This is a genomic window from Desulfovibrio piger, from assembly GCF_900116045.1.
GTDB classification, from domain to species: domain Bacteria; phylum Desulfobacterota; class Desulfovibrionia; order Desulfovibrionales; family Desulfovibrionaceae; genus Desulfovibrio; species Desulfovibrio piger_A.
Map to the genome: position 1 here is coordinate 1,028,483 of NZ_LT630450.1, position 26,277 is coordinate 1,054,759.

The 26,277-nt window shown below is 64.0% G+C and carries 14 protein-coding genes; 5 read left to right on the forward strand and 9 right to left on the reverse strand.

Annotation, left to right across the window (positions count from 1 at the left end):
- Positions 1–40: 40 nt before the first annotated feature.
- On the reverse strand, positions 41–8,761 hold the full coding sequence (locus DESPIGER_RS04825; protein WP_072333769.1) for a VCBS domain-containing protein: 8,721 nt from the start codon (positions 8,759–8,761) through the stop codon (positions 41–43).
- 662 nt (positions 8,762–9,423) lie between these two features.
- On the reverse strand, positions 9,424–11,199 hold the full coding sequence (locus DESPIGER_RS04830; protein ID WP_072333772.1) for a formate--tetrahydrofolate ligase: 1,776 nt from the start codon (positions 11,197–11,199) through the stop codon (positions 9,424–9,426).
- A gap of 109 nt (positions 11,200–11,308) precedes the next feature.
- On the opposite strand from DESPIGER_RS04830, the gene DESPIGER_RS04835 reads away from it, so the two are divergent.
- Both DESPIGER_RS04835 and DESPIGER_RS04840 read left to right on the forward strand, forming a co-directional pair.
- A complete protein-coding gene (locus DESPIGER_RS04835) occupies positions 11,309–11,797 on the forward strand; it encodes a hypothetical protein (protein WP_072333775.1) in 489 nt (162 codons plus the stop codon).
- Complete coding sequence (locus DESPIGER_RS04840; RefSeq protein ID WP_072333779.1) at positions 11,775–12,011, forward strand: hypothetical protein; 237 nt, start codon at positions 11,775–11,777, stop codon at positions 12,009–12,011. Before DESPIGER_RS04835 ends, DESPIGER_RS04840 begins: the two co-directional genes overlap by 23 nt.
- A 495-nt stretch (positions 12,012–12,506) precedes the next feature.
- Here the strand turns inward: DESPIGER_RS04840 and bioA are convergent, their stop codons facing one another.
- The 5 genes from bioA to DESPIGER_RS04865 form a co-directional block, all read right to left on the reverse strand.
- Positions 12,507–14,630: an adenosylmethionine--8-amino-7-oxononanoate transaminase gene (gene bioA, locus DESPIGER_RS04845; protein WP_072333782.1), complete on the reverse strand. Its 2,124-nt coding sequence runs from the start codon at positions 14,628–14,630 to the stop codon at positions 12,507–12,509.
- Positions 14,627–15,574 carry a biotin synthase BioB gene (bioB, locus tag DESPIGER_RS04850; protein WP_072333785.1) on the reverse strand — a complete coding sequence of 316 codons (948 nt, stop codon included), beginning with the start codon at positions 15,572–15,574 and terminating at the stop codon, positions 14,627–14,629. Before bioB ends, bioA begins: the two co-directional genes overlap by 4 nt.
- A gap of 177 nt (positions 15,575–15,751) precedes the next feature.
- Positions 15,752–16,150 (reverse strand): MucR family transcriptional regulator, encoded by a 399-nt coding sequence (locus DESPIGER_RS04855; protein ID WP_072337558.1) that lies wholly within the window; start codon positions 16,148–16,150, stop codon positions 15,752–15,754.
- A gap of 147 nt (positions 16,151–16,297) precedes the next feature.
- Positions 16,298–17,059 carry a DUF4851 domain-containing protein gene (locus DESPIGER_RS04860; RefSeq protein ID WP_072333788.1) on the reverse strand — a complete coding sequence of 254 codons (762 nt, stop codon included), beginning with the start codon at positions 17,057–17,059 and terminating at the stop codon, positions 16,298–16,300.
- A gap of 75 nt (positions 17,060–17,134) precedes the next feature.
- Positions 17,135–18,205: a sigma-54 interaction domain-containing protein gene (locus DESPIGER_RS04865; protein ID WP_072333791.1), complete on the reverse strand. Its 1,071-nt coding sequence runs from the start codon at positions 18,203–18,205 to the stop codon at positions 17,135–17,137.
- Between the two features lie 102 nt (positions 18,206–18,307).
- Here DESPIGER_RS04865 and hrpB point away from each other — a divergent pair, with 102 nt between their 5' ends.
- Positions 18,308–20,914, forward strand: a complete 2,607-nt coding sequence (gene hrpB, locus DESPIGER_RS04870; protein ID WP_072333793.1) for an ATP-dependent helicase HrpB — start codon at positions 18,308–18,310, stop codon at positions 20,912–20,914.
- A gap of 657 nt (positions 20,915–21,571) precedes the next feature.
- On the opposite strand, the gene DESPIGER_RS04875 is transcribed toward hrpB, so the two are convergent.
- Complete coding sequence (locus DESPIGER_RS04875) at positions 21,572–22,549, reverse strand: YheT family hydrolase (RefSeq protein ID WP_072333796.1); 978 nt, start codon at positions 22,547–22,549, stop codon at positions 21,572–21,574.
- Positions 22,550–22,578: 29 nt separating this feature from the next.
- On the opposite strand from DESPIGER_RS04875, the gene DESPIGER_RS04880 reads away from it, so the two are divergent.
- Together DESPIGER_RS04880 and DESPIGER_RS04885 are read left to right on the forward strand one after the other, a co-directional pair.
- Positions 22,579–23,850: an aminoacetone oxidase family FAD-binding enzyme gene (locus DESPIGER_RS04880; RefSeq protein ID WP_072333799.1), complete on the forward strand. Its 1,272-nt coding sequence runs from the start codon at positions 22,579–22,581 to the stop codon at positions 23,848–23,850.
- A gap of 267 nt (positions 23,851–24,117) precedes the next feature.
- Positions 24,118–25,260 carry an aldo/keto reductase gene (locus DESPIGER_RS04885; protein ID WP_072333802.1) on the forward strand — a complete coding sequence of 381 codons (1,143 nt, stop codon included), beginning with the start codon at positions 24,118–24,120 and terminating at the stop codon, positions 25,258–25,260.
- 305 nt (positions 25,261–25,565) lie between these two features.
- On the opposite strand, the gene DESPIGER_RS04890 is transcribed toward DESPIGER_RS04885, so the two are convergent.
- Entirely contained in the window at positions 25,566–26,276 is a 711-nt protein-coding gene (locus tag DESPIGER_RS04890; RefSeq protein ID WP_072333805.1) for an ABC transporter ATP-binding protein, read from the reverse strand.
- Position 26,277 lies beyond the last annotated feature (1 nt).

Here is a 26,277-nt window from a genome sequence, read left to right on the forward strand (position 1 = left end):
GGCGGGACGGCCACAGGGCCGCCCCGCCGGGTGTGCAGGATTAACCGTTGCTGTGTTCTATTTCCGCTCGTTGCACAGCTTCAGCAATGTCGTCGGACGGTACGAGTTCAACAGACACCCGGGCATCCGTATCGTTGTTCACCTGCATGAACAGCTCATCGGGGGTGCTGCCGTTATCCGGATCGCCGGTAAACCGATAGCCATTGCCCTCCTGTGTCCAGAGATCGTCATTCAGCTTCAGGCTGCTGCCGGTAATACTGATACCGTAGTCCTTGGCCATCTGCTCCAGACTGGTCAGGCTCAGGGCATCCTTGCCGGTGATGAGCACTTCGATGCTGTCCACGATGGGGCCTTCATGGCCGTCCTTTCCGCCACTGAGCAACGTCGTCAACGTCAGCGTGCTGTCATCGGACACCATGAAGTCGATGCCGCTGCCGCCGCTGACCAGGTAGTCGTTGCTGTCGTAGACGATGATGTCGTTGCCTCTGCCGCCGAAGATGGCATCCTCACCTGCACCGCCGTCGATGTAGTCGTCACCGCCCATGCCGAGCAGCACGTCATCACCCGTGCCGCCGAAGAGCCGGTCGTCGCCGTCGGCATCCGTGCCTTCCACGGACTGGATGAAGGCGTCCAGATCTTCAGAGTCCATCCCCTTAATAGATGCAACGGTAGTGCCTTCGATAGAGTCGACGGTGCTACCTTCCCCACTTCCAGACGGAGCATCGCCAACCAGTAGATCGTTGCCTTCCTGGCCGTAGATGACATCATCCGCCTTGCTGCCGGTGATGGTATCATCACCGCCACCGCGCCCGGTGAGGCTGTCCAGTCCGACAGTGGCTTCCGTGCCGTCCATGTCCAGCACCGTGCCGTCAGGCTTCACAAGGTAGAACTCACCGGTGTCACCCACGCAGGTCTCGTAGCCCAGTTCATCGGCATGCCGCAGCATGTAGTCCACGGTATCGGCATGCGTCCAGCCTGCGTAGTCCGTGCCGGTGAGCTTCTCACCGTTCGCTTCCAGCCACTGGAAGACTTGCGTACCGGAGCCGTAGTTGGGCAGGTCACTAACAACGGCACCTGCCACCACCCAAGAGTTGCTCTGCTCAAGCTGCTTCAGCTCATACAGCAGGCGGTCGGTGTTCATCACGTCGCCATAGACGATGACGGACGAATCGGAACCTGCCGCCGTGATGGTGTCGTCACCAGCATCGGCCAGATTCCTAGAGGATAACCCGCTGTCGCCTGCGGCCACGGTGCCAGCAACGCCGTCACCACCGGTGATGACGATGCTATCGTTATCGTTGCCGATAGCTACACCAGTACCTGTTGTTGTCTGATCCACCACTTCCAGCGGCACGTTGACCGTGGTGCTGCTAATATCGCCGTCGGCGTCTTCGGTCTTGAAGACCAGCTCGAACTGGTTGGAACCCTGCTTACCGGGAACACGGAACTGTTCGTACTGTTCCATGGTCCAGTTGCCGTCCTTGTCCAGCGTGGCGGTGAAGAGCTGCTCGCCGCTCTCCAGCGTGCCAGTCAGGATGGATTCACCGGACGAACCTTCGCTGAGTTCCAGCGTTACCCTCTGTTTCGTCCCGTCCTTCAGGACCGTGATGGTGCCGGAGGTGCCGTCCCCATTGAGCTCTCCTCCATTCTGCTCCACCATATCGGCGAGGTCGAACTTGGCATAACTGTCCGTATAGGCGTCGGCAAAACCGTCCGCACCGGACTTAGCCGTCACCTTGCCTTCATTGATGATGATGGGATCATCACGCTTGGTGATGAAGTCGATGCCCTGGATGGTGAAGTCGCTGTTTTCATTCGGGAAGTCAGGCGTACTGTTGTCCACTGCGGAGATGACCACCTTGTCGAAGCCCTCAAGAACGATATCGCCGGTATTGAACGTGAACTCCCCACTATTGGTGCCATACTCAACGGTAGAGTAGACCAGCTTGCCATCCTTGTAGAACGTGATAAGCGCCTTTTCGGATACGTTATCGTAGCCGGTGCCTGCTGCAGGATCGTCCGGGCTTGACTTACCGGCGAAGAACGCGCCGAAATTGATGGTTATGCCATAGGCATACCCCTCAAGATCAATAACTACCGCATCGCTCGTATCTCCAGTAGCTTTGATCTCTCCGTCATCTTTACTATTACCGACCGTCAAGCCCCAGTCAGATTCTGGAGCATCGCGGTACCAATTGCCATCCTTATCTTTATGAGCAATATTGTTCTGTTTATCTTCCTGGGGAGGATTATTATCCTTATAATACTGCTTTGTTCCTCCGTTATATGAGCTGTATAACAGCTGCATACCATTGGTGTCCTCAGCAGTGATCAACGGATTACCTCGTTCATCATCCCCGTTATAAGTCACTTTAGCCGCAGATATTGTAATCTGGCCATTCCAGTATGTCGTTGATACTTTAGTGGATGTTTGCTCATAAACAGGCTTTCCATCATTAACGTCTATTTTCTTATAGTTGATAAAGGATATCTCCTCATCCACCTTCGCCAGGTTATCACTCGAATCGCCGAGGATAACCGACGTAGACATGTCGGAATTGGAGATGGTAGGGATATCATCAAGAATGCTCACGTCCACGGTGATGCTGGAGGTCGTGCCGTCCGCAAGGTTCACTGTAAGATTGCCGCTGAAGCCCGTCGCATCTTCGCTTTCGCCCTGAGCATTGTGCTGGCTTCCGCTGTATGCCACCGTCTGCGCGAACGTCACTTTGCCTTCCGCATCCACGATCAGCTGGCCGTACACCTTGCCGTCCGCATCCGTCACGTTCACCGTCTGATTCGCAACCAGCGTCACGCCCGCCGGAAGTTCAGGGATGGTCACGGAAACAGCCTCACCGGTAAGAACGTTGTCGTCGTCGCCGGTCACACTGCCCTTCACTTCAGACAAGTCGGTGCCTTCCACTGTCACCGTCACAGGAGCAGCATTGCTCACCTCGTCGTCGTCAGCGTCCGTCACCGTGAACTGGAAGGTATAAGTATCCTTGCTGCCGGAAGCAGGAAGATCATAGTGGAACTCTCCCGTCTCCGCATTCAGCGTCACGGTCTGTCCGTCCACATCGAACGTCCAGTTCTGGCCGTCATTGCTGACGCCTGCAACCTTCTTACCGCCGTTCACGGAAAGCTCGATCTTCGTGCCTTCGCCGTTGTCCGCGCCAAAGCCGAAATCCACAGTGCCGTTGATACCTGCACCGTATGCGCCGTCGAATTCCTTCACCTCCAGCGTCGGCATGGCATCAAGAATGCTCACGTCCACGGTGATGCTGGAGGTCGTGCCGTCCGCAAGGTTCACTGTAAGGCTGCCGCTGAAGCCCGTCGCCTCTTCGCTTTCGCCCTGAGCATTGTGCTGACTTCCGCTGTACGCCACCGTCTGCTCGAACGTCACGTTGCCGTTCTCATCCACGATCAGCTGGCCGTACACCTTGCCGTCCGCATCCGTCACGTTCACCCTCTGGTTCGCAACCAGCGTCACGCCCGCCGGAAGTTCAGGCATGGTCACGGGAACATCCTCACCGGTAAGAACGTTGTCGTCGTCGCCGGTCACGTGGCCCTTCACTTCAGACAAGTCGGTGCCTTCCACCGTCACAGGAGCAGCATTGCTCACCTCGTCGCCGTCAGCGTCCGTCACCGTGAACTGGAAGGTATAAGTATCCTTGCTGCCGGAAGCGGGGAGATCATAGTGGAACTCGCCCGTTGCCGCATCCAGCTTCACCGTCTTGCCGTCCACCATGAACGTCCAGTTCTGGCCGTCATTGCTGACGCCTGCAACCTTCTTACCGCCGTTCACGGAAAGCTCGATCTTCGTGCCTTCGCCGTTGTCCGCGCCAAAGCCGAAATCCACAGTGCCGTTGATACCTGCACCGTATGCGCCGTCGAATTCCTTCACCTCCAGCGTCGGCATGGCGTCAAGAATGCTCACGTCCACGGTGATGCTGGAGGTCGTGCCGTCCGCAAGGTTCACTGTAAGATTGCCGCTGAAGCCCGTCGCCTTTTCGCTTTCGCCCTGAGCATTGTGCTGACTTCCGCTGTACGCCACCGTCTGCTCGAACGTCACCTTGCCGTTCTCATCCACGTGCAGCTGGCCGTACACCTTGCCGTCCGCATCCGTCACGTTCACCCACTGGTTCGCAACCAGCGTCACGCCCGCCGGAAGTTCAGGCATGGTCACGGCAACTTCTTTACCGGTAAGCACGTTGTCGTCGTCACCGGTCACACTGCCCTTCACCCCGGTCAGGTCGGTGCCTTCCACTGTCACCGTCACAGGAGCAGCATTGCTCACCTCGTCGTCGTCAGCGTCCGTCACCGTGAACTGGAAGATGTACTCCCTGTTGGAACCGGAAGCAGGAAGATCATAGTGGAACTCTCCCGTCTCCGCATTCAGCGTCACGGTCTGGCCGTCCACATCGAACGTCCAGTTCTTGCCGTCAGTGCTGGCGCCTGCAACCTTCTCACCGCCGTTCACGGAAAGCTCGATCTTCGTGCCTTCGCCGTTGTCCGCGCCGAAGTCGAAGTTCACCGTACCATCGATGCCTTCTCCGTATGCGCCGTGGAAATTCTCCACCGTCAGCGTGGGCACGTCGTCCACGATATCCACAGTAATGGAACCGGAGCTCTCGCCATTGATCAAGATCTGGAACGAGTCCGCGTCCACCACCGTATTGATCCCATTTTCGTTGTCACTATCCGTGTACGGCGTTTGCAGCGTATACTCATAGTTGATGGTGAGCTTGCCATCGTTCCATGTGGCCTCAGTGATGGTGAGCTTGCCGTAGCGCCCCTGGGCCGGCTCCATCGCCCAGCCCACCTGATCCTCAGTACTGACCGTCACCTGCACACCGCCGATGGTCACCGTACCAGCCTGGCCGTGCATGTCCACCACCAGCTGGCCCGCGTCGGTCTTGCTATTGGTCTCATGCACCAGACCATCTTCGTCGACCAGCAAATCCGTCTTACTGCCGCTCTCATTAATGGTGGGCGGGACGACCTTTGCACACACCGTCACAGAGCCTGTGGCCGTATCGCCATCGGCATCCGTCACCGTGATGCCGAACGTATAGCTGTCGTCCTTGCCATCGGCAATGTCCTGAGGGGCTCTTGTGTAGACGATCTTGTAGCCACCTTCAGCAGTGCTTTCGATCTTCAGGTTGTCGTCTTGATTGTTAGGAGCGATAAAAGAGTAGGTTCCATTACTCTCATGGATGATTGTGAAGGTATATTCATTCTCCCCGACCTCGACAGAGATCGAGGCCGTTTTTCCGTCTAACGAGATGACGTCCGCACCAACGGAGAACTTTTCCAGCGGTATCTCGATGGTATCCGCAGTATCCTTGACAGATTCCGGATTACTGACAGCCAGCACAGGCGCATCATCCAGGGCATTGGCCGTAATCGTACCGGTCTCCGTTCCCCCTTGCGTCGTGACAGTCACCGTGAATTGATCCGCCAGGTGGGAGTCGCCCCTCCCGGACACATTATTCGTGCCACCATTCACAGGTGCATTGAGAGTATAGGTGTAATTGATAGTGATTGTACCATCACCCTGAGCTACTAATGAGATATTGCTCAGATAGCCATATGTGCCTTTTATGGTCTGCCCATCAAGGATCCCTCCAGTATTCCCATTGACGGATAGGATATTCCCGTCCTTGTCCACTGTTATGGGCATATCTCCAATGGTTATGGTCCCGTCAGCATGATCCAGGTTGACGGTGATACTGCCTTGAGCAGTATTTTCAACCTGACTAGTTTTATCGTTTTCATCTCCAGAACCGATAGGAATATCATTCATGATAATATTCCCTTCATCGGTGGTGACCGTGCTGTTTGTAACCGTAGGATTGCGGAATACGGTGGTATATATATTGCTGACAGTGGCCGAATCCCCGTCAGCATCGGTAATCGTCAGGCTGACATCATAGCTGTTTGTCGTTCCGCCGATATCTGCCGTGGGACGGGTATAGGTGAATATGCCTGTCTCCTTGTCATAGGACAGCGAATCCTCTTTATCGGCATCAGCAGGCCCCGTAAACAGGATCTTCCCCTCACCCTTATCGCCGGAGAAGTGCAGGTTGCCATCTTCATCACGCGTCACCTGGATGGTGAACTCCGCACCGTTGACCTTTACCGTAAGCGTGGCGGCGGAAGCCGTGTCTTCCCCTACGTCCGCACCGAATTCGAGATCTTCCAGTCTGGTGTTGTTCGGACTGACACCGATAGTGAACATGATCTCAGGCGAATTGTCATAGTAATTTTCTTTCCCTTCTGGAACCGTGAAATCGATCTTGTCCGTCAGCACCGGCCCGTCGTCATGCACCGTCACCGTCAACGAACCGGTAGACGTATCGCCGGTGGCATCCGTCACCGTAATGTCGATTTCGTCGGAAAGCGCGTCATTTTCGCCGACGCCCTGACCCGTGTGAGTCTGCTGTCCGGTCAGGCTATAACTGTACTCAATCTTCCACGAGCCGTCCTGCTGCGTGGCTCCCGTCACCTCCACGACGACGCCGTTCACCGTCAGTGTTTTGTTGGTGGAAAGCCAATCCTTGTCGAACGTCTCGCCGTTGATCAGGCTCAGGGTAATGGACGAGTTCTCCCCAGTGCCGTAGTTCAGCGTAACGGTGCCGTCTTCGCCGTTCAGATTCACGGTAAAGGAACCAGTGCCCGAGGGGTTATGGCCGGAATTGTCCGAATTCACCACATTGCCGTCGGTCAGCAGCGCCTCATCCACGATAATGGCGTTGGGACCCGCGTCGGGCGCGGTAAGGTTCAGTTCTTCCGTGTCGGTATCGCCATCGGCGTCCGTGGCCGTCACCGTAATGTGGGCGTTGGAGCCGTTTTCCTTGATTTTGAAAACGAAGTTGCCGTTCTCACGGGAAACGATGATGTTGCCGTTCGTCCAGGATTCTCCCTGAGAAAGCTTGCTCAGATCGGTGCCGCTGGAAGTGCTGTCGTCGACTTTTATCCACTCTATGACTGTTCCATCGACATCATGCGCGTTCACGGCAAGAGACGAATCTGTTCCGGTATCGTTGTCCGCGCCGAAGGAAACGGAAACCGTGTTGACATATTTATTTCCTTTATACTCGGTTTCCACAGGCGTGACCACCGGTCCGTCGTCAGTAATGACCACGGTCACCACGCCGGTATCCGTGCTGCCATCCACGTCCGTCACGGTCACGGCAAGGTCATGGGAAAGCTGCTTGTCCGTGGCGTCTGTATTGTGCTCCAAGGTGTTGCCGGTCAGCTCGTAGGTAAACTTCAGCTCGCCCGTAGCCTCGTCGAAGCCCGTCACCGTCAGCGTGCCTTCATTCGTGGATACGGTGTTTCCGGTAAGCGCGCCGTTTTCAAACACGGTCACGCCATCAATTCTGATGTCCTTCACGCCGTCGGGCGCATTGACGGTCAGCGAACCTTCGGCCGTGGTGGGCGCAGCGGCCTGCCCGGCCTGAGAGCCGTCGTCAAGGCCGGCTTCATAGACCGTCAGAGTCCCAGAACCCACCTCGACGCCGTTGTTCACGCCGTTGATGGTGATGGTCACCTTGCCCGTGGCCACGTCGCCGTCGGCGTCGGTGTAGGCGTAGGAGATCTCTTCCGTCCGCGTGTCGCCGTCGGTGAGCGCCTTCACCTCCGGGTCGTCATTGTTGAGCTCATAGCTGTAGGTGCCGTCTTCGTTCAGCGTGAGTTTGCCGTACCTGCCCTGCTGATCGGGATTCGTCCACGCAAAGTTCGCGCCATCCGCACCGGCCACAGCGCCCTCAAGGGCATTGCCGACGATGGGATCGGCATCCCCTTCCGTCACCGTCTTCTCAAAGCTCTCGATGGTGGGCACGTCGTCGGTGATCTCGACACGGATCACGGCCGAGCCGCTGTCGCCGTCCGTATCCGTCACCACCACTGCCATTTCGTGGGCGATGGCATCGTTTTCGCCGCCAGCGTTTAGCTTTGTATGCTCCTGGGTGGAACCCGTCAGCGTATAGGTATAGGTCAGATTCGTGCCGTCAAAGCCGGTCACGTCCAGGTGCCCCTCATCCGTAAGGACGGGATTTCCCGTCAGGGCGCCGTTCTGCCAGACGACGACGCCGCCGATGGTGATGATTGCCACACCGTCAGGGGCGGAGACGCGCATGCTGCCGGCGGCCGTCGCGGAGCCCCCGCCGCTGCCGCCATCCAGGGCGGATTCGTCCACCTGAAGCACATCGTGCGGCATGGTCGGCGGAAAATCCTCTCCCTGGACGGGGATGCTCGGATCATCAGGATCCGTGCCGGGGGTGGAAGGCGTCACAGTCACACCATGATCGACTTCAGAGTAAGGGCTGGGCTCCACCGTATCTGTGGCAAGCTGCGTGCCGCCATCAAAACCGATGTCCAGGCGCCCCAGATGGTCAAGGCCGTCCAGCAGGTCGCTGCCGCCGTATTCGTTATAGCGGCCGCCGCGCGCGGCGCTGCTGCCGGAGGCAGGACCGGCGGCGGGCATCAGGTCTTCGTCAAGGGCGGCGAAGAAGTCCTGCCCGCTGATCTCCACGCCGTCCACCTGGAAGGAGGGCATCTCTTCCTTGGAATAGGTGGTATAGAACCCCTGCAACTGGATGGCAGCGCCATCCTCAAAGGTCAGGACAAGATCGTCGCCATTGCGGGTCAGCGTCGCCGCGTCCGCGGGAAAATCAAAGATGAAGCGCCCGTCAGGAGCGCTGGGGACGGTCTGCGTGGTACCAGCGGCAGGCTTGGCAAGACGGATATCGGCCATGAGGGACCCCCGGAAACATGTATGATCTTTCAAAAAAATCTGTGAACGTCAAAAGCCCTGCACCAACGCAGGGCCAGGGCAGGGCTCGGCTTTGCACGGCACGCTCAGGGAGCGCCCGGCGCCGGACAGGAAAAGGCATAAAAAAATCCTGCCACGCCAGATGATCGCATATACTTTGCCCCTGTAAGGAACACGGTGACGCAAATCCCTGGAATCAGGCAGGAACGCTGCAGGCCGTCCATCAATGACAGCCTGTTGCAAATAACTACTGTTTTTTTGATGAAAATGTCAATATCCATCCCTCAGGGGCACAGGGCGGGCCCGCCGGAAAAAACATCCGCGTGCGCCGGGATGTGGCGCTCATGGGCGCAGCGCCCCTGCCGCAGCTGGTCGCGGCGCCGGAAGCCCGCCGTCCTGCCGGCATGGGCACCTCGGGGAGGGGCCGCCAGGCCGGACAGCAAGCCAGCGAAGGCAGACAGGTCCCGCCCGGAGCGGAGGCCCGCCCCGGACGGCCGCTGCGGCCTTCTTCCCGTATCTTCCGCTGCCCTGCGGCCGCGCTTCCTTCCCCGCACCGGCACGCCGTGGCGCCCCGGCCCAAAAGGAGACCTCCGGCCCGGGAGGGCACGGAGGTCTCCTTGCGTTTGCTGTGTCGTCAGCCCGGCCTAGAACAGGCCGGTCACCTGGCCGGATTCCAGATCCACGTCCACATTGCGGAAGGCCGGACGCGAACCCGTACCGGGCATGAGGCTGATGTCGCCGGCCACCGGCACCACCAGCCCCGCGCCGCCGTAGAACAGGCAGTCGCGCACATGCAGGCGCCAGCCCGTGGGCGCCCCCTTGAGGGCAGGGTTGTCGGACAGGGAGTACTGGGTCTTGACCATGCAGATGCCCAGTTCTTCGGCGTCGGGACGGGCCTGCAGCTCCTTGATGCGCTGCCTGGCCAGCGAGGAGAATTCCACGCCGTCGGCGCCGTAGACTTCCCTGGCGATGGTCTCGATGCGCTGCTCGAAGGGCATGGACCAGTCGTACAGGGGCGCGAAGTTGTTGGGCTCGTTGCAGGCATCCATGACGGCATCGGCCAGTTCAAGGGCACCGTCGCCGCCCTTGAGCCAATGCTCGGACAGGGCCACGCGCGCACCGGCTTCTTCACAGATGCGGCGGATGGCGGCGATCTCGTTCTTGCTGTCGGTGGCAAAGGCGTTGATGCAGACCACGGGCGACACACCGGAACGGCGCACGATGCCGATGTGGCGCAGCAGGTTCACGCAGCCGGCTTCCACCAGGCCCACGTCTTCGCGGGTGTAGGGTTCTGGCAGCGGACGGCCGGGCATGGGCGGCTGGGCGCCGCCGTGGTTCTTGAGGGCGCGCACCGTGGCCACGATGACGGCGGCATCGGGCTTGAGGCCGCTCATGTGGCATTTGACGTTCCAGAACTTTTCGTAACCGATCTCGGAACCGAAGCCGGATTCCGTCACATGGATGTCGCTGAGCTTGAGGGCCACGCGGTCGGCGATGATGGAGCTCTGGCCCAGGGCGATGTTGCCGAAGGGACCGGCGTGCACCAGCACGGGCTGGCCTTCGATGGTCTGGATCAGGTTGGGTTTGCTGGCTTCCAGCAGCCAGGCCATCATGGCACCGTCCACTTCCAGATCGGCCGTGGTCACGGGATTGCCCGCGCGGTCAAAGGCCAGAACCACACGCGACAGACGCTTGCGCAGGTCGGGCAGGTCGCGGGCCAGGGACATGATGGACATGATCTCCGAAGCGGCCGTGATGTCGAAGTGCGAGCGCATCATGAAGCCGTCGTTGCGGCGGCCGTCGCCTTCGATGCCGATGATGATGTTGCGCAGGGCCTGGCAGCAGAAGTCCATGGCCCAGCCCATGCCCACACGGGTGGGATCGATGTTGAGGCGGCGCATGCCGGACAGGCGCTCCAGCTTTTCGTCGTCATAGTTGCGCTCGTGCTGCATGCGCGAGGTCAGGGCCACCATGGCCAGGTTGTGGGCCGAGGTGATGGCGTGGATGTCGCCGGTGAAATTCAGGGAATACGGGGTCAGCGGGATGCACTGGGCCAGACCGCCGCCCGCGGCGGAGCCCTTCATGCCCATGGTGGGGCCGCCCGAAGGCTGGCGGATGGCCGCGGTGGTCTTCACGCCGCGTTTGGAGAGGCCCTGCACCAGGCCGATGGTGGTGGTGGACTTGCCTTCGCCCAGGGGGGTCGGCGTGATGGCGGTCACGTCCACATATTTGCCATTGGGCCTGTCGGCCAGACGGCGCAACACCGCCTGCTGCTCGATCTTGCCCATGTAGTGGCCGTAAGGCAGCAGCTCGTCCTTTTCAAGGCCCAGCTCCGCAGCCAGGGTTTCCACAGTTTTCATAGATTTTTCAGCATCCTGGGCGATCTGCCAGTCAGGGTGCTTGGTAGGATCAAGAGCCATGGCTTCTCCTTTTTCGTTTGCCTGTTACTTATCCTTTCACCGGGCTTTGGGTCAAGCGGATGCCTGCCTCCGGCTTGCCTTTGCGCGGCATCTGCAGCATGCTTTGCCGATGGAAAGACACCAGCCCTTCCTTTTGCGCTGCACACACGGCCGCCTGGCCCTGGAGCTGCGCCTGCTGCCCGCCGGACAGGACTGGCAATTGCTGCTGACCGGCGGGGATGCCCACATCGGCGCCGTGATCCTGGCCGAGCCCGGGGACGGCACGCCCCCGGATGCCTCGAAGGCCGCGTCCGCCGGGAGCACGGCACGACCGGACGCCACATCCGCCGGCATCTTTTCCGGGACGGAAGACGGCGTGCGCCTGCACGTCCTGCGCCGCGCAGGGCATCACGACGACGAAGCCGCCCTGCCGCTGGCCCGGGACTACTGCCGCGCGCTGGGCGCCGCGGTGTGCGTCAGCGCGGGCATCCACTATGACCATATCAGCCGCGAGGAGATAGACACGGTCCTGGCCCTGGCCCGCATGCTGGGGGCCTGCGGCCTGCGCCGTCTCTGGAGGCTACAGGAGAACGACCATGCTGACGGTGAAAGATCTTGAAGAATTCGAGAACTACATGCGCTCCGGCGAACTGGAGACCGATTTCAAGGACGGCTGCGAGAACGACCGCTACTATCTGCTGGAACTGCTGGAAAAATTCATGGATGTGGCCGAACTGGCCGACGAGACGGCCACCAGGGTCATCTTCCGGGGCCAGATAGGCCTGCTGGCCGGTGCGGGGGCCGCGCCGCAAGGAGAAGGCGGGGAGAAGTAGCGGGGGAGCATCTTTCGAGATGCAGCCCCCCGCTGCGTGCACGACGGGGCGAGATAGCCGTCTTTTAAGGTGCTCCAAGGGCAGCCCCTCTCTGCCTGCGCGAAAGGAGCCCTTCACGCGTCGCTGCTCCTGGTGCCTGTGAACTCCCTGCCCGGAACGGGCACGGCCCTTGCGGGCCGCCCCGGTCAGGCCGGCGCACGGGATGGGCTATTCTCCTCCGCGCTCCCCGGCCCCGGCACACGTTCTTCCGCAAAGGCCCCGTCTGCCACCAGCAGACGGGGCCTTTGCCATCATCAGGACAGGGCCGGGGGCATCCTTTCCTGCCCTGCGCGGGGACCGGCAGACAGGCGGAACTGTGACACCGCTCCGCGTTTCCATCCTCCCGAATAAAACGCATCGGGGGAGGATGGGGGCCCGGAGGGGAAGGGCCCCTCTTGGGACGCTGGCCAAAGGGCTCCCTTCCCCCGCAAAGCATCCTTTCCCGGCACGCCTGCCCTACCCCAGCATGCCGGGCAGGGCCAGCACATCGTGCATGGCCGCGCAAAGGCGCTGCACGTCCTCGCGGGGGCTCACATAGGGCGGCATCACATAGACAAGCCGGTTGAAAGGCCGGATCCAGACGCCCCGCTGCACGAAAAAGTCCTGCATGGCGGCCATGTTGACCGGCCGGGTGGTCTCCACCACACCGATGCTGCCCAGCACGCGCACATCCGCCACCTGCGGCAGCTCCCGGCAGGGGGCAAGGCCCGCTGTCAGGGCCGTTTCCAGCATGGCCACCTGTTCCTGCCAGCGGTTTTCCGCCAGGATGTCCAGGCTGGCGCAGGCCACGGCGCAGGCCAGGGCATTGCCCATGAAGGTGGGCCCGTGCATGAAGACCATGCCGTCCCGGCAGATGCCCCGGGCCACCTCTTCCGTGCAGGCCGTGGCGGCCAGCGTCATGACGCCGCCGGTCAGGGCCTTGCCGCAACACAGGATGTCCGGGCAGACGCCGGCCCGCTCCGCGGCGAACAGCGTCCCGGTACGGCCGAAGCCCGTGGCGATCTCGTCGAAGACCAGCAGGACCCCGTGTTCACGGCACAGGCGGGCCATGCCGCGCAAGTAGTCGGGATGATAGAACCACATGCCGCCCGCGCCCTGCACCAGCGGCTCAAGGATGACCGCCGCGATGCGCTCGCCCTGCTCCGCGAAGATGCGCCGGGCATCCTCCAGACTGGCCGGATCGAAGGGCAGGTCGAAACGGCAGGAAGGCCGCTCCATGAAAAGCTGGCGCGGCAGCATATGCGTGAACAGGCAGTGCATGCCGGTCACGGGATCGCAGACCGACATGGCGCCGGTGGTATCACCGTGATAGCCGCCCCGGGGCGTGAGGAAGCAGGTGCGCTGCTTCTGGCCGATGCCCTGCTGGTATTGCAGGGCCATCTTCAGCGCCACCTCCACCGATACGGAGCCGGAGTCCGCCAGAAAGACGCGCGCCAGTCCCTGCGGCAGCATGGCCAGCAGGCGTTCGCCCAGCTCCACGGCCGGCGCGTGGGTCAGCCCGCCGAACATCACATGCGGCATCCGCCCGGCCTGACGCTGGGCCGCGGCCACCAGCCGCGGATGGTTGTAGCCGTGGATGGCCGTCCACCACGAGGACATGCCGTCCACCAGCTCCCGGCCGTCGTCCAGCACGATGCGGTTGTGGTGGCTGCGCGCGGCCGCGAAGACCGGCAGCGGATCCACCACCGACGTGTACGGATGCCAGAGGATGCGCCTGTCCCGCAGCGGCAGGGGCTCTTCGCTGTCCGTTGCCGCCTGTCCCGTCAGGGAAGGCACGTGCCGGGCCAGGGCGGGCAGCAGCACGGCGCAGGCATCGGCCAGCTCCTGCCAGCCCGCCGCGTCAAGCCGGGCCACACGGGGCAGGACGACCACCGGCGCGTCCTCGCCCCAGGCCGCCAGACGACGGCGCAAAAATACGGGGTTGTCGGCCAGCACCCGTTCCCGGTCATGCCGTTCCCCGGCGCCCAGGCCTTCCGGCTCTTCCGGCGCCATCAGGATCACAGCCGCCGGGCGCAGCCCCTTCAGGCGCAGGGCCTGCAGGGAAAGCAGCACATGGTTGAGCGCCCCCAGACAGTTGCCGCCCACCAGCAGGACAGGCAGATCCAGGGCCGCCATGAAGTCCAGCGTGTCTTCTTCCGCATTGATGGGCACAGCCATGCCTCCCGCCCCTTCCACCAGCAGCAGGGAGGCCTCCGTCCCCTGCCAGTGGGCCCGGACGTCCGCGGCCAGGCCGGCCACCGTCAGGCGCCGCCCCTCCTCCCCTGCCGCCAGATGCGGCGAGGCGGGCAGGCGGAAGCAGTGCAGGGTCGCCGCAGGCGCCGGCCAAAGGGCCGGAAGGTCGGCTACGGCGCGCGCATAGGCCACACCGTCGGCCAGGGCGGAGGTCGCCAGCTGCTCCGGCCGTACACCGGTCTGGACGGGCTTGAGGGCCTGGGCCGCCATCCCCCGGCCACGCAGCGCCCGCAGCAAGGCCGCCGTGAAGACGGTCTTGCCCACGTCCGTCCCGGTGCCGGTCACGAAAAATCCCTGTACGGGCCCCCTGCTGCCGGGGATGCCCGCTGTCATCATCTCGGACCTCATGGACGCGCCACCTCCAGTCCCGCGGCCTCGATCATGCGGATGTCGTCTTCCACGCCCATGCCCTGCGTGGTCAGGTAATCACCGGTCATCAGGGCGTCGGCCCCGGCCCGGAACATGTCGCCCTGACGTTCCCGCAAGGTCTCGGGCCGCCCGCCGCAGACACGCAGGCTGGCTTCGGGCAGGATGTGACGGAACAGGGCGATGATGCGCAGGGCCTCTTCCGGCTCCAGCAGGGGCTGGCCGGCCAGCGGCGTCTGCGGATGGGGATGCAGGAAATTCATGGGCACATGGCGCACGCCCAGTTCCCGCAGGCTGAAGGCGAAGTCTATCCTGTCCTCCCAGCTCTCGCCCAGGCCGAACAGCCCGCCGGCACAAACCGAAAGGCCCGTTGCCTGCGCACGCACCACCGTATCCCGCCGCTGCTCCCAGAGCTGGGTGGAACAGATGCGGGGATAGTAGGCACGCGAGGTTTCCAGATTGTGGTGGTAACGCCGCACGCCGGCCCGCTCCAGTTCCCGCAGATGCTTTTCCGGCAGCCGCCCCAGCGAGGTGCAGATCCGGCGGCGCACGTCTTCGGGCAGGTCGCGTACCACCGCCAGCAGGCAGTGCAGTTCCTGTTCCTCCAGGGCCCCCCCGCTGGTCACGATGCCGATACGGCGCACGGGCCAGGCCGCCAGCCGCAGGATGCGTCCACGCAGCTCGGCGGCCTCCAGAAAGGGGAAATGGGCAATGGGCGTATGGTTGTGGCTGCTCTGGGAACAGAAGCGGCAGTCCATGCCGCAATCGCCGCTGCGGGCATTGATGATGGCACACAGACTGATGCGCTTGCCGTGACGGCGCTCGCGCAGGACGGCGGCGCTGTCCAGCAGCGTTTCCAGCGGCTCGGAGAGCAGACGGGCCGCCTCGGCGGGCGAGGCGGGCACGGGACAGACAGGATGGTTCATGCGATGGATCCTTGCGGAAAACGACGTTGGGACAAAGGGGCAGGCGCGGGCGCTCTGGCCCCTCCGGGGGAAGGGAAGATGGCGGCCGGCCCGGCGAAAGGGCCCACGCTCCTGCCCCCCGGGGGACAGGACGCCGTTCCGGCCAAAGAAAAACCCGCCGGGCGGCGGGTATTTGTGCTATTGGGTCTTGCGACGCTTCTCCCACAGCTTCATGTCTTTCATCTTGCGGCGGCGCTCGCGCTGCAATGCCTTGCACACCAGGGGCGTATCTTTCTTGAAGCCCCATTTTTCACGATAGGCCGCGGCATCCATGCCGTGCATGGCCAGATGGCGCTTGGTGAGGATCTTGAACGTCTTGCCGCATTCAAGACACGTGACGGACTTTTCCTTGATGGACTTGCGGGCATCCTGCTGCATGTCGGCGGAATCCAGCTCCACAGGCATCTCGCCTTCGGCGACGGTACGGATACCGGCAGCCACTTTCTGGATAAACGAAGTGATTTCTTCTTCCGACATGACGCGCACGCTGGCCTGCGCCCTGGCGATCTCCAGTGCTTCTTTCAAATAATCATCCATGGTGTACCTCATGCGTATGCCTGCAACAGTGGTCCTGCATCGTCCCACGCTGCACGGATTTCAACAACCTGTTACTGCCTACAATAGAGAGCAGCCTTTCGTCAATAAAGATGAAACGCAAAATCGTATATTTTTCGCCAGGATGGACTAACGCCAGTCCATGCGGTCATAAGGAGAGACCGTTCCCCAGAACGTTTCATCCATGTAACGCCACTGCAATGCGCCGATGCCGCGCTGCTGCATGATGCCTGCAGCGGGGATGCCTGAGGTCTCGACCACAAAAGCTTCACGGGCCCGCTGTTCAAAAGCGGCGATATAGTCGGCGCGGCCCAGAGGCAGGGCGGTGATGGAGGTGATGTCCTCGGGCAGGGGCTCGCGGTATTCCAGCACGATCTTGTCGCTGTCGAAATCGAAGCGGTTGGCGAACATGCGCGCCAGCCAGCGGCGGGGGGGCTGGCCGTCCTGTGCGAGGATGCGGGCCCCTTCGGGGTCTTCCAGGGGCAGGAAGGCGTCACGCTTCTCGCTGGTGACGTAGGTGCAGGCCTGGAAGCCCACGCCGCCGATGGTCTCCACGCCCTCGTCGATGCTGAACGGGTGGCGCATGATGCCGTCCCAGTACCAGCCGTCGGGCACTTCGCCGTGGGCCACGATGGCCAGCGGCGAGACGCCGTCGCCCTTGCCGTAGACCGTGATCCAGCTGTCCACGATGAGCCCGCCCATGGCGCCGGAACTGGTCAGGCGCGAGGCGCCCATGGTGCTCCCCATCAGGGGCAGGTCACGGGCTTTGAGGGCAAGGGCGGGCTGGGAAGACGAAACATAGGTATCGCCCACCAGGCCGCGCTGCTGCCCGGCCACGCAACCGGCCAGCATGATGACCAGACACAGGATACTCGCCATTCTCATGTTCATGATAGCCTCCTCCTGCCGCACGGGCAGGCAAACCTGCGGGCAGGGCCCGCAGTCAAAAGCCGCCGGCCTTGCCGGCTACAGGCCTTTTTTCTTCAGCTTTTCGATGAGGGTCGTCCGCTTGATGCCCAAAAGCTCCGCGGCCTGGTTCTTGACGCCGTCGGTCCGCTGCAGGGCTTCTTCGATAAGGTGCATCTCCACGGCATCCAGAAACTCTTTCAGCCCCATCCCTTGTGCCGCCAAGGTCTGGAGGTCAGGCCAGGCAAAACCACGCGACGGCGCCTCGACGGCCGCCGCGGGCTCCCCGTTCCCGGATCCCGGAAGGACGTCAGCCTCAGGGGCATACTCGTCCACTTCCGGCAGCAAGGCAATATCCCCCACGCTCTGGAGCAGACGCGCGGGCAGATCCTCCGGGGCCACGATATGCCCGTCGACCAGCACGCTCAGGCGCTCCATGACGTTCTCCAGTTCGCGGACATTGCCCGGCCAGGCATAGGCCAGCAGAATGCGCTGCACCAGGGGCGAAAGCTCCAGGGGCGGCCGTTCCTTCTTGCGGCAGAAGCGGCCCAGGAAATGCCTGGCCAGCAGCAGGACATCCCGCCCCCGTTCGCGCAGGGGCGGCAGATGGATGGGGATGACGTTGAGACGGTAGTAAAGGTCTTCGCGGAAGGTGCCCGCGGCCACGGCGGCTTCCAGATCCCGGTTGGTGGCCGCCACGATGCGGACATCCACCTTGCGGCAGCCCGTGCCGCCCACGCGCTCTATTTCCTTCTCCTGCAGCACGCGCAATATCTTGACCTGCAGGCCGGGTTCCATCTCGCCTATCTCGTCCAGGAAGAGGGTGCCCCCGTCCGCCAGTTCGAAACGGCCGGGACGGGAACGCAGGGCGTGCGTGAAGGCGCCCTTTTCATGGCCGAAAAGTTCGCTTTCCAGAAGATCGCGGGGGATGGCGCCGCAGTTGACGGGCACGAAGGGTCTGTCAGCCCTGGGGCTGGCGGCATGCAGGGCCCGCACCAGCAATTCCTTGCCTGTTCCCGATTCCCCGGTTACAAGCACAGTGCTGTCCGTGGGCGCCACTTTGCCCAGGATCTTGAACACACCGGCCAGGCTGGCGCTTTGCCCGATGATTCCATTGCTCTTGAGCTCCATGAATATTCTCCACGTTCATGGCCTTTACACTGTCAATACACTGACAGGCCATCAATTTCCAGTAAAAAAACAGGGATGCACATCCCTTTCCGCGCGACCGTCATGAAAGATTCCCCTGCCGCAGCCCGGCCCCGCCGTTGTCCCGATCTTCCCCCCGCTCCCGTGGATGCCGTCCGTGCGGCACTTGCCGGCGCCCTGGAGCAGGGCAATGCCGTCCTGAGCGCCCCTCCCGGCGCCGGGAAAAGCAGCCGCGTGCCCCTGTGGCTGCTGGAGGCCCCCTGGCTGGAAGGCAGGAAGATCCTGCTGCTGGAGCCGCGCCGGGTGGCTGCCCGGGCCCTGGCACGCTACGCCGCCCGCCTGCTGGGCGAGGATGTGGGCCAGACCGTGGGCTACCGCATGCGGCAGGAGAGCGCCGTCTCGGCCCGGACCCGGCTGGAGATCATCACCGAGGGCGTGCTGACCCGCCGCCTGCTGGCCGACCCCGAACTGTCCGGTGTGGGCTGCGTCATCTTCGACGAATTCCACGAGCGTTCCCTGCAGGCCGACATGGGACTGGCCCTCTGCCTGGAGAGCCGGGCCGTGCTCCGGCCAGACCTGCGCCTGCTGGTCATGTCCGCCACGCTGGACAGCCGCAAGGTGGCCGCCCTGCTGGAAGACGCGCCGGTCATCGCCTGCGAGGGCCGCCGTTTCCCCGTGGAGGAGCGCTATCTGCCGCTGCCGCCCGCCGCGGCCCACAGCGGCCCCCAGGCCCTGTGGCCGCACATGGCCGATGTCATCGCGGCCCTCATGCGTCAGGAATCCGGCAGTCTGCTGGCCTTCCTGCCCGGCACGGGCGAGATCCGCCGCGTGGCCGAACTGCTGGAAGGGCGCCTGCCCGCCGATACCCGCCTTTACCCCCTCCACGGGATGCTGAGCCCGCAGGAGCAGGACGCGGCCATCGCTCCGGCGGCCGCGGGCGAACGCAAGGTCGTCCTGGCCACGGCCATCGCCGAGACCTCCCTGACCATCGAGGGCATCCGCCTGGTGGTGGACGCGGGCCTTTCCCGCGAGAGCCGCTTCGATCCGGCCAGCGGCCTTTCCCGTCTGGAGACCGTGCGCGTCTCGCTGGCCGGAGCCCGGCAGCGGGCCGGTCGCGCCGGCCGCCTGGAGCCCGGCATCTGCTGCCGTCTGTGGCAGCAGGCCGAGGAACACGGCTTCCGCCCCCGGCAGCGACCGGAGATCCTGGATGCGGACCTTGCGCCGTTCTGCCTGCACCTGGCCGTCTGGGGCGCACGCAGGCCCGAGGACCTGCCCTGGCTGGACCTGCCCCCCAGGGCCCATCTGGCCGTGGCCCGGGAACAGCTGGCCGGACTGGGAGCCATCGCGCCCGGCACGGAAGAACTGCTGCCCACGCCCCTGGGCCGGCAGCTGGTGAAACTGCCCCTGCCGCCCCGGCTGGCCTGTCTGCTGCTGCGCGCCCGGGAACACGGGTACGGCGCCCTGGCGGCCTGTGTGACGGCCCTGCTGGACGAGCGCGATCCCCTGCCGCTGGCGGACGCTTCCCTTGCCCTGCGCCTGGACCGTTTCTGCGCCCCCGGTGACGACCACGGCCCTTTCCGCCGCCTGCGCCAGTGGGCGGAACACATGGCACGCCTGGCGGACATCCCCACCGGCAACGGCTCCCATACTTCCGGGGCCTCCCTGCTGCGCACGGCACGGCAGCAGCTGCCCCGTCTGGGCGAGGTCGTGGCCCTGGCCTATCCCGAACGGGTGGCCCTGCGCAGCGGCGGGAACAACGGCATGGCCCAGTACCTCATGCGCAACGGCAAGGCTGCCGTCCTGCCCCTGACGGACAGTCTGGCCCGGCAGGACGTGCTGGCCGTGGCCGCCGTGGATGCGGGCACGCGCGGCCGCATCCGTCTGGCCGCGGCGCTGTCGCAGGACGTGCTGGAACAACTTTTCCGCCCGGAGATCACCGTGAGCGAGGACCTGAACGTCAGCCCGGAAGGACAGATCAATGCCCGCCGCCGTCGCCGTCTGGGGGCCCTGCTGCTGGACGATGCCCCGCTGCCCCGTCCCGATGGCGACGCCTGCGCCCTGGCCCTGTGCGCGTTCATCCGCGACCAGGGGCTGCGTGTCCTGCCCTGGGACGAGCCCGCGCGCCAGTGGCTGGCCCGTGTGCGCCTGCTGCACCGGACATGGGGCGATCCCTGGCCCGACCTTTCCGATGCCTGGCTGCTGGACGAGCTGGAAACCTGGCTGGCGCCCCATCTGGACACCTGCACCGACCTGCGCCAGCTCTCCCCCGCACGGCTGGCCCATGCCCTGCACTGCCTGCTGCCCTATCCTCTGCCGCGGCGCCTCGAACAGCTGGCGCCCGTGCACTGGCAGGCCCCTTCCGGCAAGTCCCATCCCATCGTGTATGATGCCGAAGGCGGGCCCTTCGTGGCCGCCAAATTGCAGGAATTCTTCGGCTGTGAGGATACGCCCCATATCGCTGACGGACGCGTGCCCCTGACCCTGCATCTGCTCTCGCCCGCCGGGCGCCCCCTGCAGATCACGCGCGACCTTGGCCACTTCTGGCGCAACGGCTATCCGCAGGTGCGTGCCGAGATGCGCGGCCGCTATCCGCGCCATCCCTGGCCCGATGACCCGCTGACCGCCCAGGCCACGGCCCGCACCAACCGCCAGCTGGCCCGCACCAACCGCCAGCTGGCCCGCAGCAAATAGGTGTTTTTTGGGGAGGGGGACCCCCTTTGGCTGGCGCACAAAGGGGGTCCCCCTCCCCAGGCCCCACCCCTTCCCCCAACGCGCTTTCTTCGGGAGCATGGCGGTTGCGGACAGGCCACGGCGTTCCCACTGCCCGCGGTCCCCCGGCACACCATGACGAACAAAGATGGAAGAAAGCGTGCGTAAGCAAAAAAGGTGGGAAAGAACGTGCGCCCGACCAGAGCGGTGCAAAACAGGGCCGGTCGTATGACCAAGGCCACACGCCGCCCGTGCGCACAGCAAAAATCCCATCCGCTTTTGCGACCTGTCCCCTGCCCCCCTCCCGGGGAAACAGCCACGGCCTCCGCCGGGGACGTCCCTTCGGCACAATGCCCTCAGCCCATCCGCCCTCCCGGGCAATACCGGCTTTCCGCCGTGCGCATCCCCCGGCTACACCACATGTCACAACGGTGTGCTTTCACAAAACATCTCCTGGTCCATCCCGCATCATGCCACCGGGGGACCGGCAGCAAAGACTGCCCGCCGCATCACGAGTCCCTGTCAAAAGATCATATGAGCGGTTTTTGGGGGATGGGGGAGCTTGAGGGGGAAGGCCCCTTTTTTCCGCCGGAAAAAGGGCCCTTCCCCCTCAAAGCCATCACTTCCCTCCGCCAAGACTCACCACAGAGAGCGCACGAAATCGCGTATGCGTTCTTCGCTGTAATAATCCCTGCCGGGCCGGGCAAAACCCACATGCCCGCCGTGCGGGGTCACCTCCAGATGCAGGGTCCCGCTTTGGGCCGCCATGTCCACCGGATAGCAGGAGGGCGAACAGAAGGGGTCGTCCCTGGACATCAGCATGTAGAGGGGCACACGGATGGAGGGCAGCCAGGGCAGCGAGCTGTTGTCGCGCCAGTAATCCCGGGCACTGGCGTAGCCGTAGAGGGGCGCGGTGAAACGGCCGTCGAATTCCGCGAAGGTACGGAACTTCTCGATGCCTTCCACCGAGGGATAGTGGGGGAACCGGGCCGCTTTTTCGCGTACCTTGGGGCACATGGTCCGCAGGAAATAGCGCAGGTAGATGCGGCAGCCGGGCCCGTCCATGACCCTGGCCGCCCCCACCAGGTCGCAGGGCACGGAGACCACCGCCGCCGCACGCACCAGGGGCGATACCCGCTCCCTGGCCAGATACATGCAGGTCTGGTTGCCGCCCATGCTGAACCCGGCCAGCAGGATGGGCAGGTCCCACTGCTCGGCGTAACGCACCACCGTGGCCAGATCGACCGTCACGCCCATGTGGTACAGGCGGTCCGTCCGGTTGGGCTCGCCGGAGCAGCCGCGCATGTTCCAGGCCAGCACCCGGAAACCTTCTTCCAGCAGCACGCGCGCCAGACCCAGGATGTACCTGCGGCGGCTGTGCCCTTCCAGCCCGTGCGACAGGACGGCCACCCCGCGTTCCGGCAGGCCCGGCGGGGGCATATGCACATCCACATCCAGAAAATCCCCGTCCGGCGTATCCAGACGTACCCTCTGGCAGCGGGCGGCCTGTGCCGCATCGGGAAAATCCAGACGGCGGCATTTGGCGGACCAGATGGTGTTGACATGGGCATTGCGCAGCCAGAGCGGCGCGCGGTAACGGCTGGGCAGTATTGGCATGACGGCAGGCCTCGTGTAAGAACGGTGGGATGCAAGCAAACCTTCATCCTAGACCTGCCGGAAAGGCCCTGTCAAACGCCGCTCCCCGGAAAACGGACGTCCTCATCCTGGGGGCAGGGGCGGCGGGCCTCATGTGCGCCCGCGAAGCCTCGGCCCGCGGCCTGGCCGTGGCCCTGCTGGAACGTGCCCCTTCCCCCGGCCGCAAGCTCTGCATCAGCGGCGGCAAGGCCAACTTCACCAACCGCCGTCTGGCGGCCCACCACTATGCCTGCGTTGATCCCGCCTTTTGCGAGCCCGCCCTGGACGCCTTCCCCCCGCAGGACATGGAGCGTCTGGTACATGGCTGGGGCCTGCCCGTGGAAGAACGCGCCCACGGCCAGCTGTTCCTGACTGTCCCGGCCAAACGTTTGCTGGATGCCCTGGTGCAGGATTGCCGCCGTCAGGGCTGTGCCATCCACTGCCGGACCGATGTGCATGACGTGGCGCCCCTGCCCGGTGGCGCGGGCTTCGAGGTGGGCACGTCACAGGGCCTCTGGCGCTGCCGCCGTCTGGTGCTGGCCCTGGGCAGCCCCGCCTGGCCGCAGTGCGGGGCCACGGGCAGCGGTTTCCGCCTGGCCCAGGCACTGGGGCACCGCCTTGTGGAGCACGCTCCGGCGCTGGCCCCCTTCCGCATGGCGCCCGGCTGGCTGGACGACAATCTGGCGGGCATCAGCCTGCCGGTGCGCATCGGCCTGCCGCAGGCCGGGCTTTCCCCTGCCCTGGCCGCGGATCCTGTCTGGCAGGACGACCTGCTCTTCACCCACGACGGCATCAGCGGCCCGGCCAGCCTCAAGGCTTCCCTGTTCTGGCGGCCGGGGCAGGAGGTGGCCCTGGACTTTTTGCCCGGCAGCGATCTGGCCGCCCTGCTGGACGGCCCCGGCCAGGGCAAACAGACCCCGCGCGGACTGCTGCGCCGCCTGCTGCCCCAGCGTCTGGTGGACGCCCTGCTGCCGCCGGAAAGCGCGGGCCGCAAGATAGCCGAGCTTTCCCGCGCCGCCCGGCAGCAGATCTGTGCCCGCATCCAGGACTTCCGTACGGTCCCCGCCGGTCTGGCCGGGCTGAAAAAAGCCGAGGCCTGCCGCGGCGGTGTGGACACCCGGCAGGTGGATCCCTACAGCCTGCAGAGCACGGTTCGGGAAAATCTCTGGATCGTGGGCGAGCTGCTGGACGTCACCGGTCTGCTGGGCGGCTACAATCTGCACTGGGCCTGGGCCAGCGGCATGGCCGCCGGGCGGGCCCTGGCCCTGTTCGCGGGCAAGTAGGCATTTTTCTTGTGTTTTGCGGGGGAAGGTCGCCTGGGGAAAGCGCCTCTCCCCTCACCCCCATCCCTGTAAAACGTTCCTTTGGGGCGGGATGGCAGGTCCCCGTCGCTGACTCACGGGGATGAGGGGATGACAACATGTTCCGGCATCCGGCCGGATCTGCCGGCATCGCCAAAAACAGGCAAGTAATTGCAACGATCGTTTCTTTCTTCCTTCGTGTCCCCTGCCTATACAGGGATGACAGCCTGATGCTGACGGAGGTACGTCATGAATACGATCACAAGAGAAAACCAGCTTGCCCGCCGACGCTTCCTTGCCGGTGGCCTGGCCGCCGGAGCGGCCGTCCTTCTGTCTTCCTCCCTGTCCGGCATGGTCCATGCCGCGACACCGCCCGCCGCATCCGCCACGGAAAAGACGCAGCAGTCCCCCTCCCTGCCGCAACGCCGTCTCGGCTCGTTGCAGGTCTCTGCCATCGGTCTCGGCTGCCTGCCCATGGTGGGCTACTACGGCGGCACCTATGCCAAAAAGGACATGATCGCCCTGATCCGGCGGGCATACGACAGGGGCGTGACCTTTTTCGATACCGCCGAGGTCTACGGCCCCCACACCAGTGAGGAATGGGTGGGCGAAGCCCTGGCCCCGGTGCGCGACAAGGTCGTCATCGCCACCAAGTTCGGCTTTGGCGTCGAAGAAGGCCGGCCCACGGCCCTCAACAGCCGCCCTGACCACATCCGGCGGGCCGTGGAGGGTTCCCTGCGGCGCCTGCGCACCGACCACATCGACCTGCTGTACCAGCACCGTGTGGACCCCAAGGTCCCCATGGAAGACGTGGCCGGAACGGTGAAAGACCTCATCCGGGAAGGCAAGGTCCTGCACTTCGGCCTGTCCGAGGCCAGTGCGGCCTCCATCCGGCGGGCCCATGCCGTCCAGCCCGTCAGCGCCGTGCAGAGCGAATACTCCCTTCTGTGGCGCGAACCGGAGACCAAGATATTCCCCACCCTGCGGGAGCTGGGCATCGGCCTTGTCCCCTACTGTCCGCTGGGGAGGGGATTCCTGACCGGCGCCATCGACGAGAACAGCCGCTTCACCACAGGGCGCCTGTCCACCCTGCCGCAATTCACCCCGGAGGCCCTGAAGCACAACATGCCCCTGCCGCACCTGATCCGCGCGTGGGCCGAACGCAAGCAGTGCACCATGTCCCAGTTCGCCATCGCCTGGCTTCTGGCCCAGGCCCCCTGGATAGCCCCCATCCCCGGTACGACCGATCCGGCCCATCTGGACGACTTCCTCGGCGGCGCCACCGTGCGCCTGACGCCCGCGGAACTGGAGGAATTCGGGCGGGAATACGCCAAGATCACGCTCATGGGGCACCGCGCGGACGCCTTTACGGAAAGCCAGATCGACAAATAAGGCCGGTGAACAGGACGGTCGCAGGCGGCACAGGCACGGCAGCCGGGCAAGAGCAAGGAGCAGAAGAGGACGCGGGGCGGGCAGGACATGCCCGCCCGGCTTGCGGATCATGGGCACCTGCGCATGACCGTTTGTCGCACAGCCCGATGCCATCCCGGCATCGAAACCGCCCGTAATTGGAACCGCCCGCAGCATGCCGCTGTTTCCCACCCGCGCAGCATACGCCGCCGGTGGAGCCCATAACGCCAAAGAGCCCCTGCGCACCAGGCAGGGGCTCTTCTTTTTTGGCACAGGACCGGGCGGAGTTAGCCGCCCAGATAGGCTTCGCGCACGCTGGCGTCGGCCAGCAGGTTGGCGGCCGTGTTCTCCATGGCCACGTTGCCCACTTCCAGCACATAGCCGCGCGAGGCCAGCTTGAGGGCCGCGCGGGCGTTCTGCTCCACCAGCAGCACGGTGACGCCCTTCTGGTTGATGGCGCGCACGGTCTCGAAGATGGAACGCACCAAGAGCGGAGCCAGGCCCAGCGACGGTTCGTCCAGCAGGAGCAGGCGCGGCCCGGCCATGAGGGCGCGCCCGATGGCCAGCATCTGCTGCTCGCCGCCGGACAGCGTGCCCGCCAGCTGCTGCTTGCGCTCGAACAGGCGCGGGAACAGCTCGAAGATCCACTCCAGGGTCCGTTCGCTGCGTTCCTTGTCGCGGATGCAGAAGGCCCCCAGGCGCAGGTTCTCCAGCACGCTCATGGTGCCGAACACACGGCGGCCTTCGGGCGACTGGGCGATGCCCAGGTTCACCACTTCGTGGCTGGGGTATTTGAGCAGGGGCTTGCCGTCAAAGATGATCTCCCCTTGGCAGGGCCGCACCAGACCGCTGATGGACAGCAGGGTCGTGCTCTTGCCCGCGCCGTTGGCGCCCAGGATGGTCACGATCTCCCCTTCGTCCACGTGCAGGTCGATACCGTGCAGCACTTCCACGCTGCCGTAACGGACATGTATGTTGGATAGCGTCAGCAGTGCCATG

Bases quoted from the DNA above. Each gene is read 5' to 3' on its own strand.
- DESPIGER_RS04825 (WP_072333769.1), bottom strand. From the start codon at position 8,761: ATGGCCGATATCCGTCTTGCCAAGCCTGCCGCTGGTACCACGCAGACC.
- DESPIGER_RS04830 (WP_072333772.1), bottom strand. From the start codon at position 11,199: ATGGCTCTTGATCCTACCAAGCACCCTGACTGGCAGATCGCCCAGGAT.
- DESPIGER_RS04835 (WP_072333775.1), top strand. From the start codon at position 11,309: ATGGAAAGACACCAGCCCTTCCTTTTGCGCTGCACACACGGCCGCCTG.
- DESPIGER_RS04840 (WP_072333779.1), top strand. From the start codon at position 11,775: ATGCTGACGGTGAAAGATCTTGAAGAATTCGAGAACTACATGCGCTCC.
- bioA (WP_072333782.1), bottom strand. From the start codon at position 14,630: ATGAGGTCCGAGATGATGACAGCGGGCATCCCCGGCAGCAGGGGGCCC.
- bioB (WP_072333785.1), bottom strand. From the start codon at position 15,574: ATGAACCATCCTGTCTGTCCCGTGCCCGCCTCGCCCGCCGAGGCGGCC.
- DESPIGER_RS04855 (WP_072337558.1), bottom strand. From the start codon at position 16,150: ATGGATGATTATTTGAAAGAAGCACTGGAGATCGCCAGGGCGCAGGCC.
- DESPIGER_RS04860 (WP_072333788.1), bottom strand. From the start codon at position 17,059: ATGAACATGAGAATGGCGAGTATCCTGTGTCTGGTCATCATGCTGGCC.
- DESPIGER_RS04865 (WP_072333791.1), bottom strand. From the start codon at position 18,205: ATGGAGCTCAAGAGCAATGGAATCATCGGGCAAAGCGCCAGCCTGGCC.
- hrpB (WP_072333793.1), top strand. From the start codon at position 18,308: ATGAAAGATTCCCCTGCCGCAGCCCGGCCCCGCCGTTGTCCCGATCTT.
- DESPIGER_RS04875 (WP_072333796.1), bottom strand. From the start codon at position 22,549: ATGCCAATACTGCCCAGCCGTTACCGCGCGCCGCTCTGGCTGCGCAAT.
- DESPIGER_RS04880 (WP_072333799.1), top strand. From the start codon at position 22,579: ATGCAAGCAAACCTTCATCCTAGACCTGCCGGAAAGGCCCTGTCAAAC.
- DESPIGER_RS04885 (WP_072333802.1), top strand. From the start codon at position 24,118: ATGAATACGATCACAAGAGAAAACCAGCTTGCCCGCCGACGCTTCCTT.
- DESPIGER_RS04890 (WP_072333805.1), bottom strand. From the start codon at position 26,276: ATGGCACTGCTGACGCTATCCAACATACATGTCCGTTACGGCAGCGTG.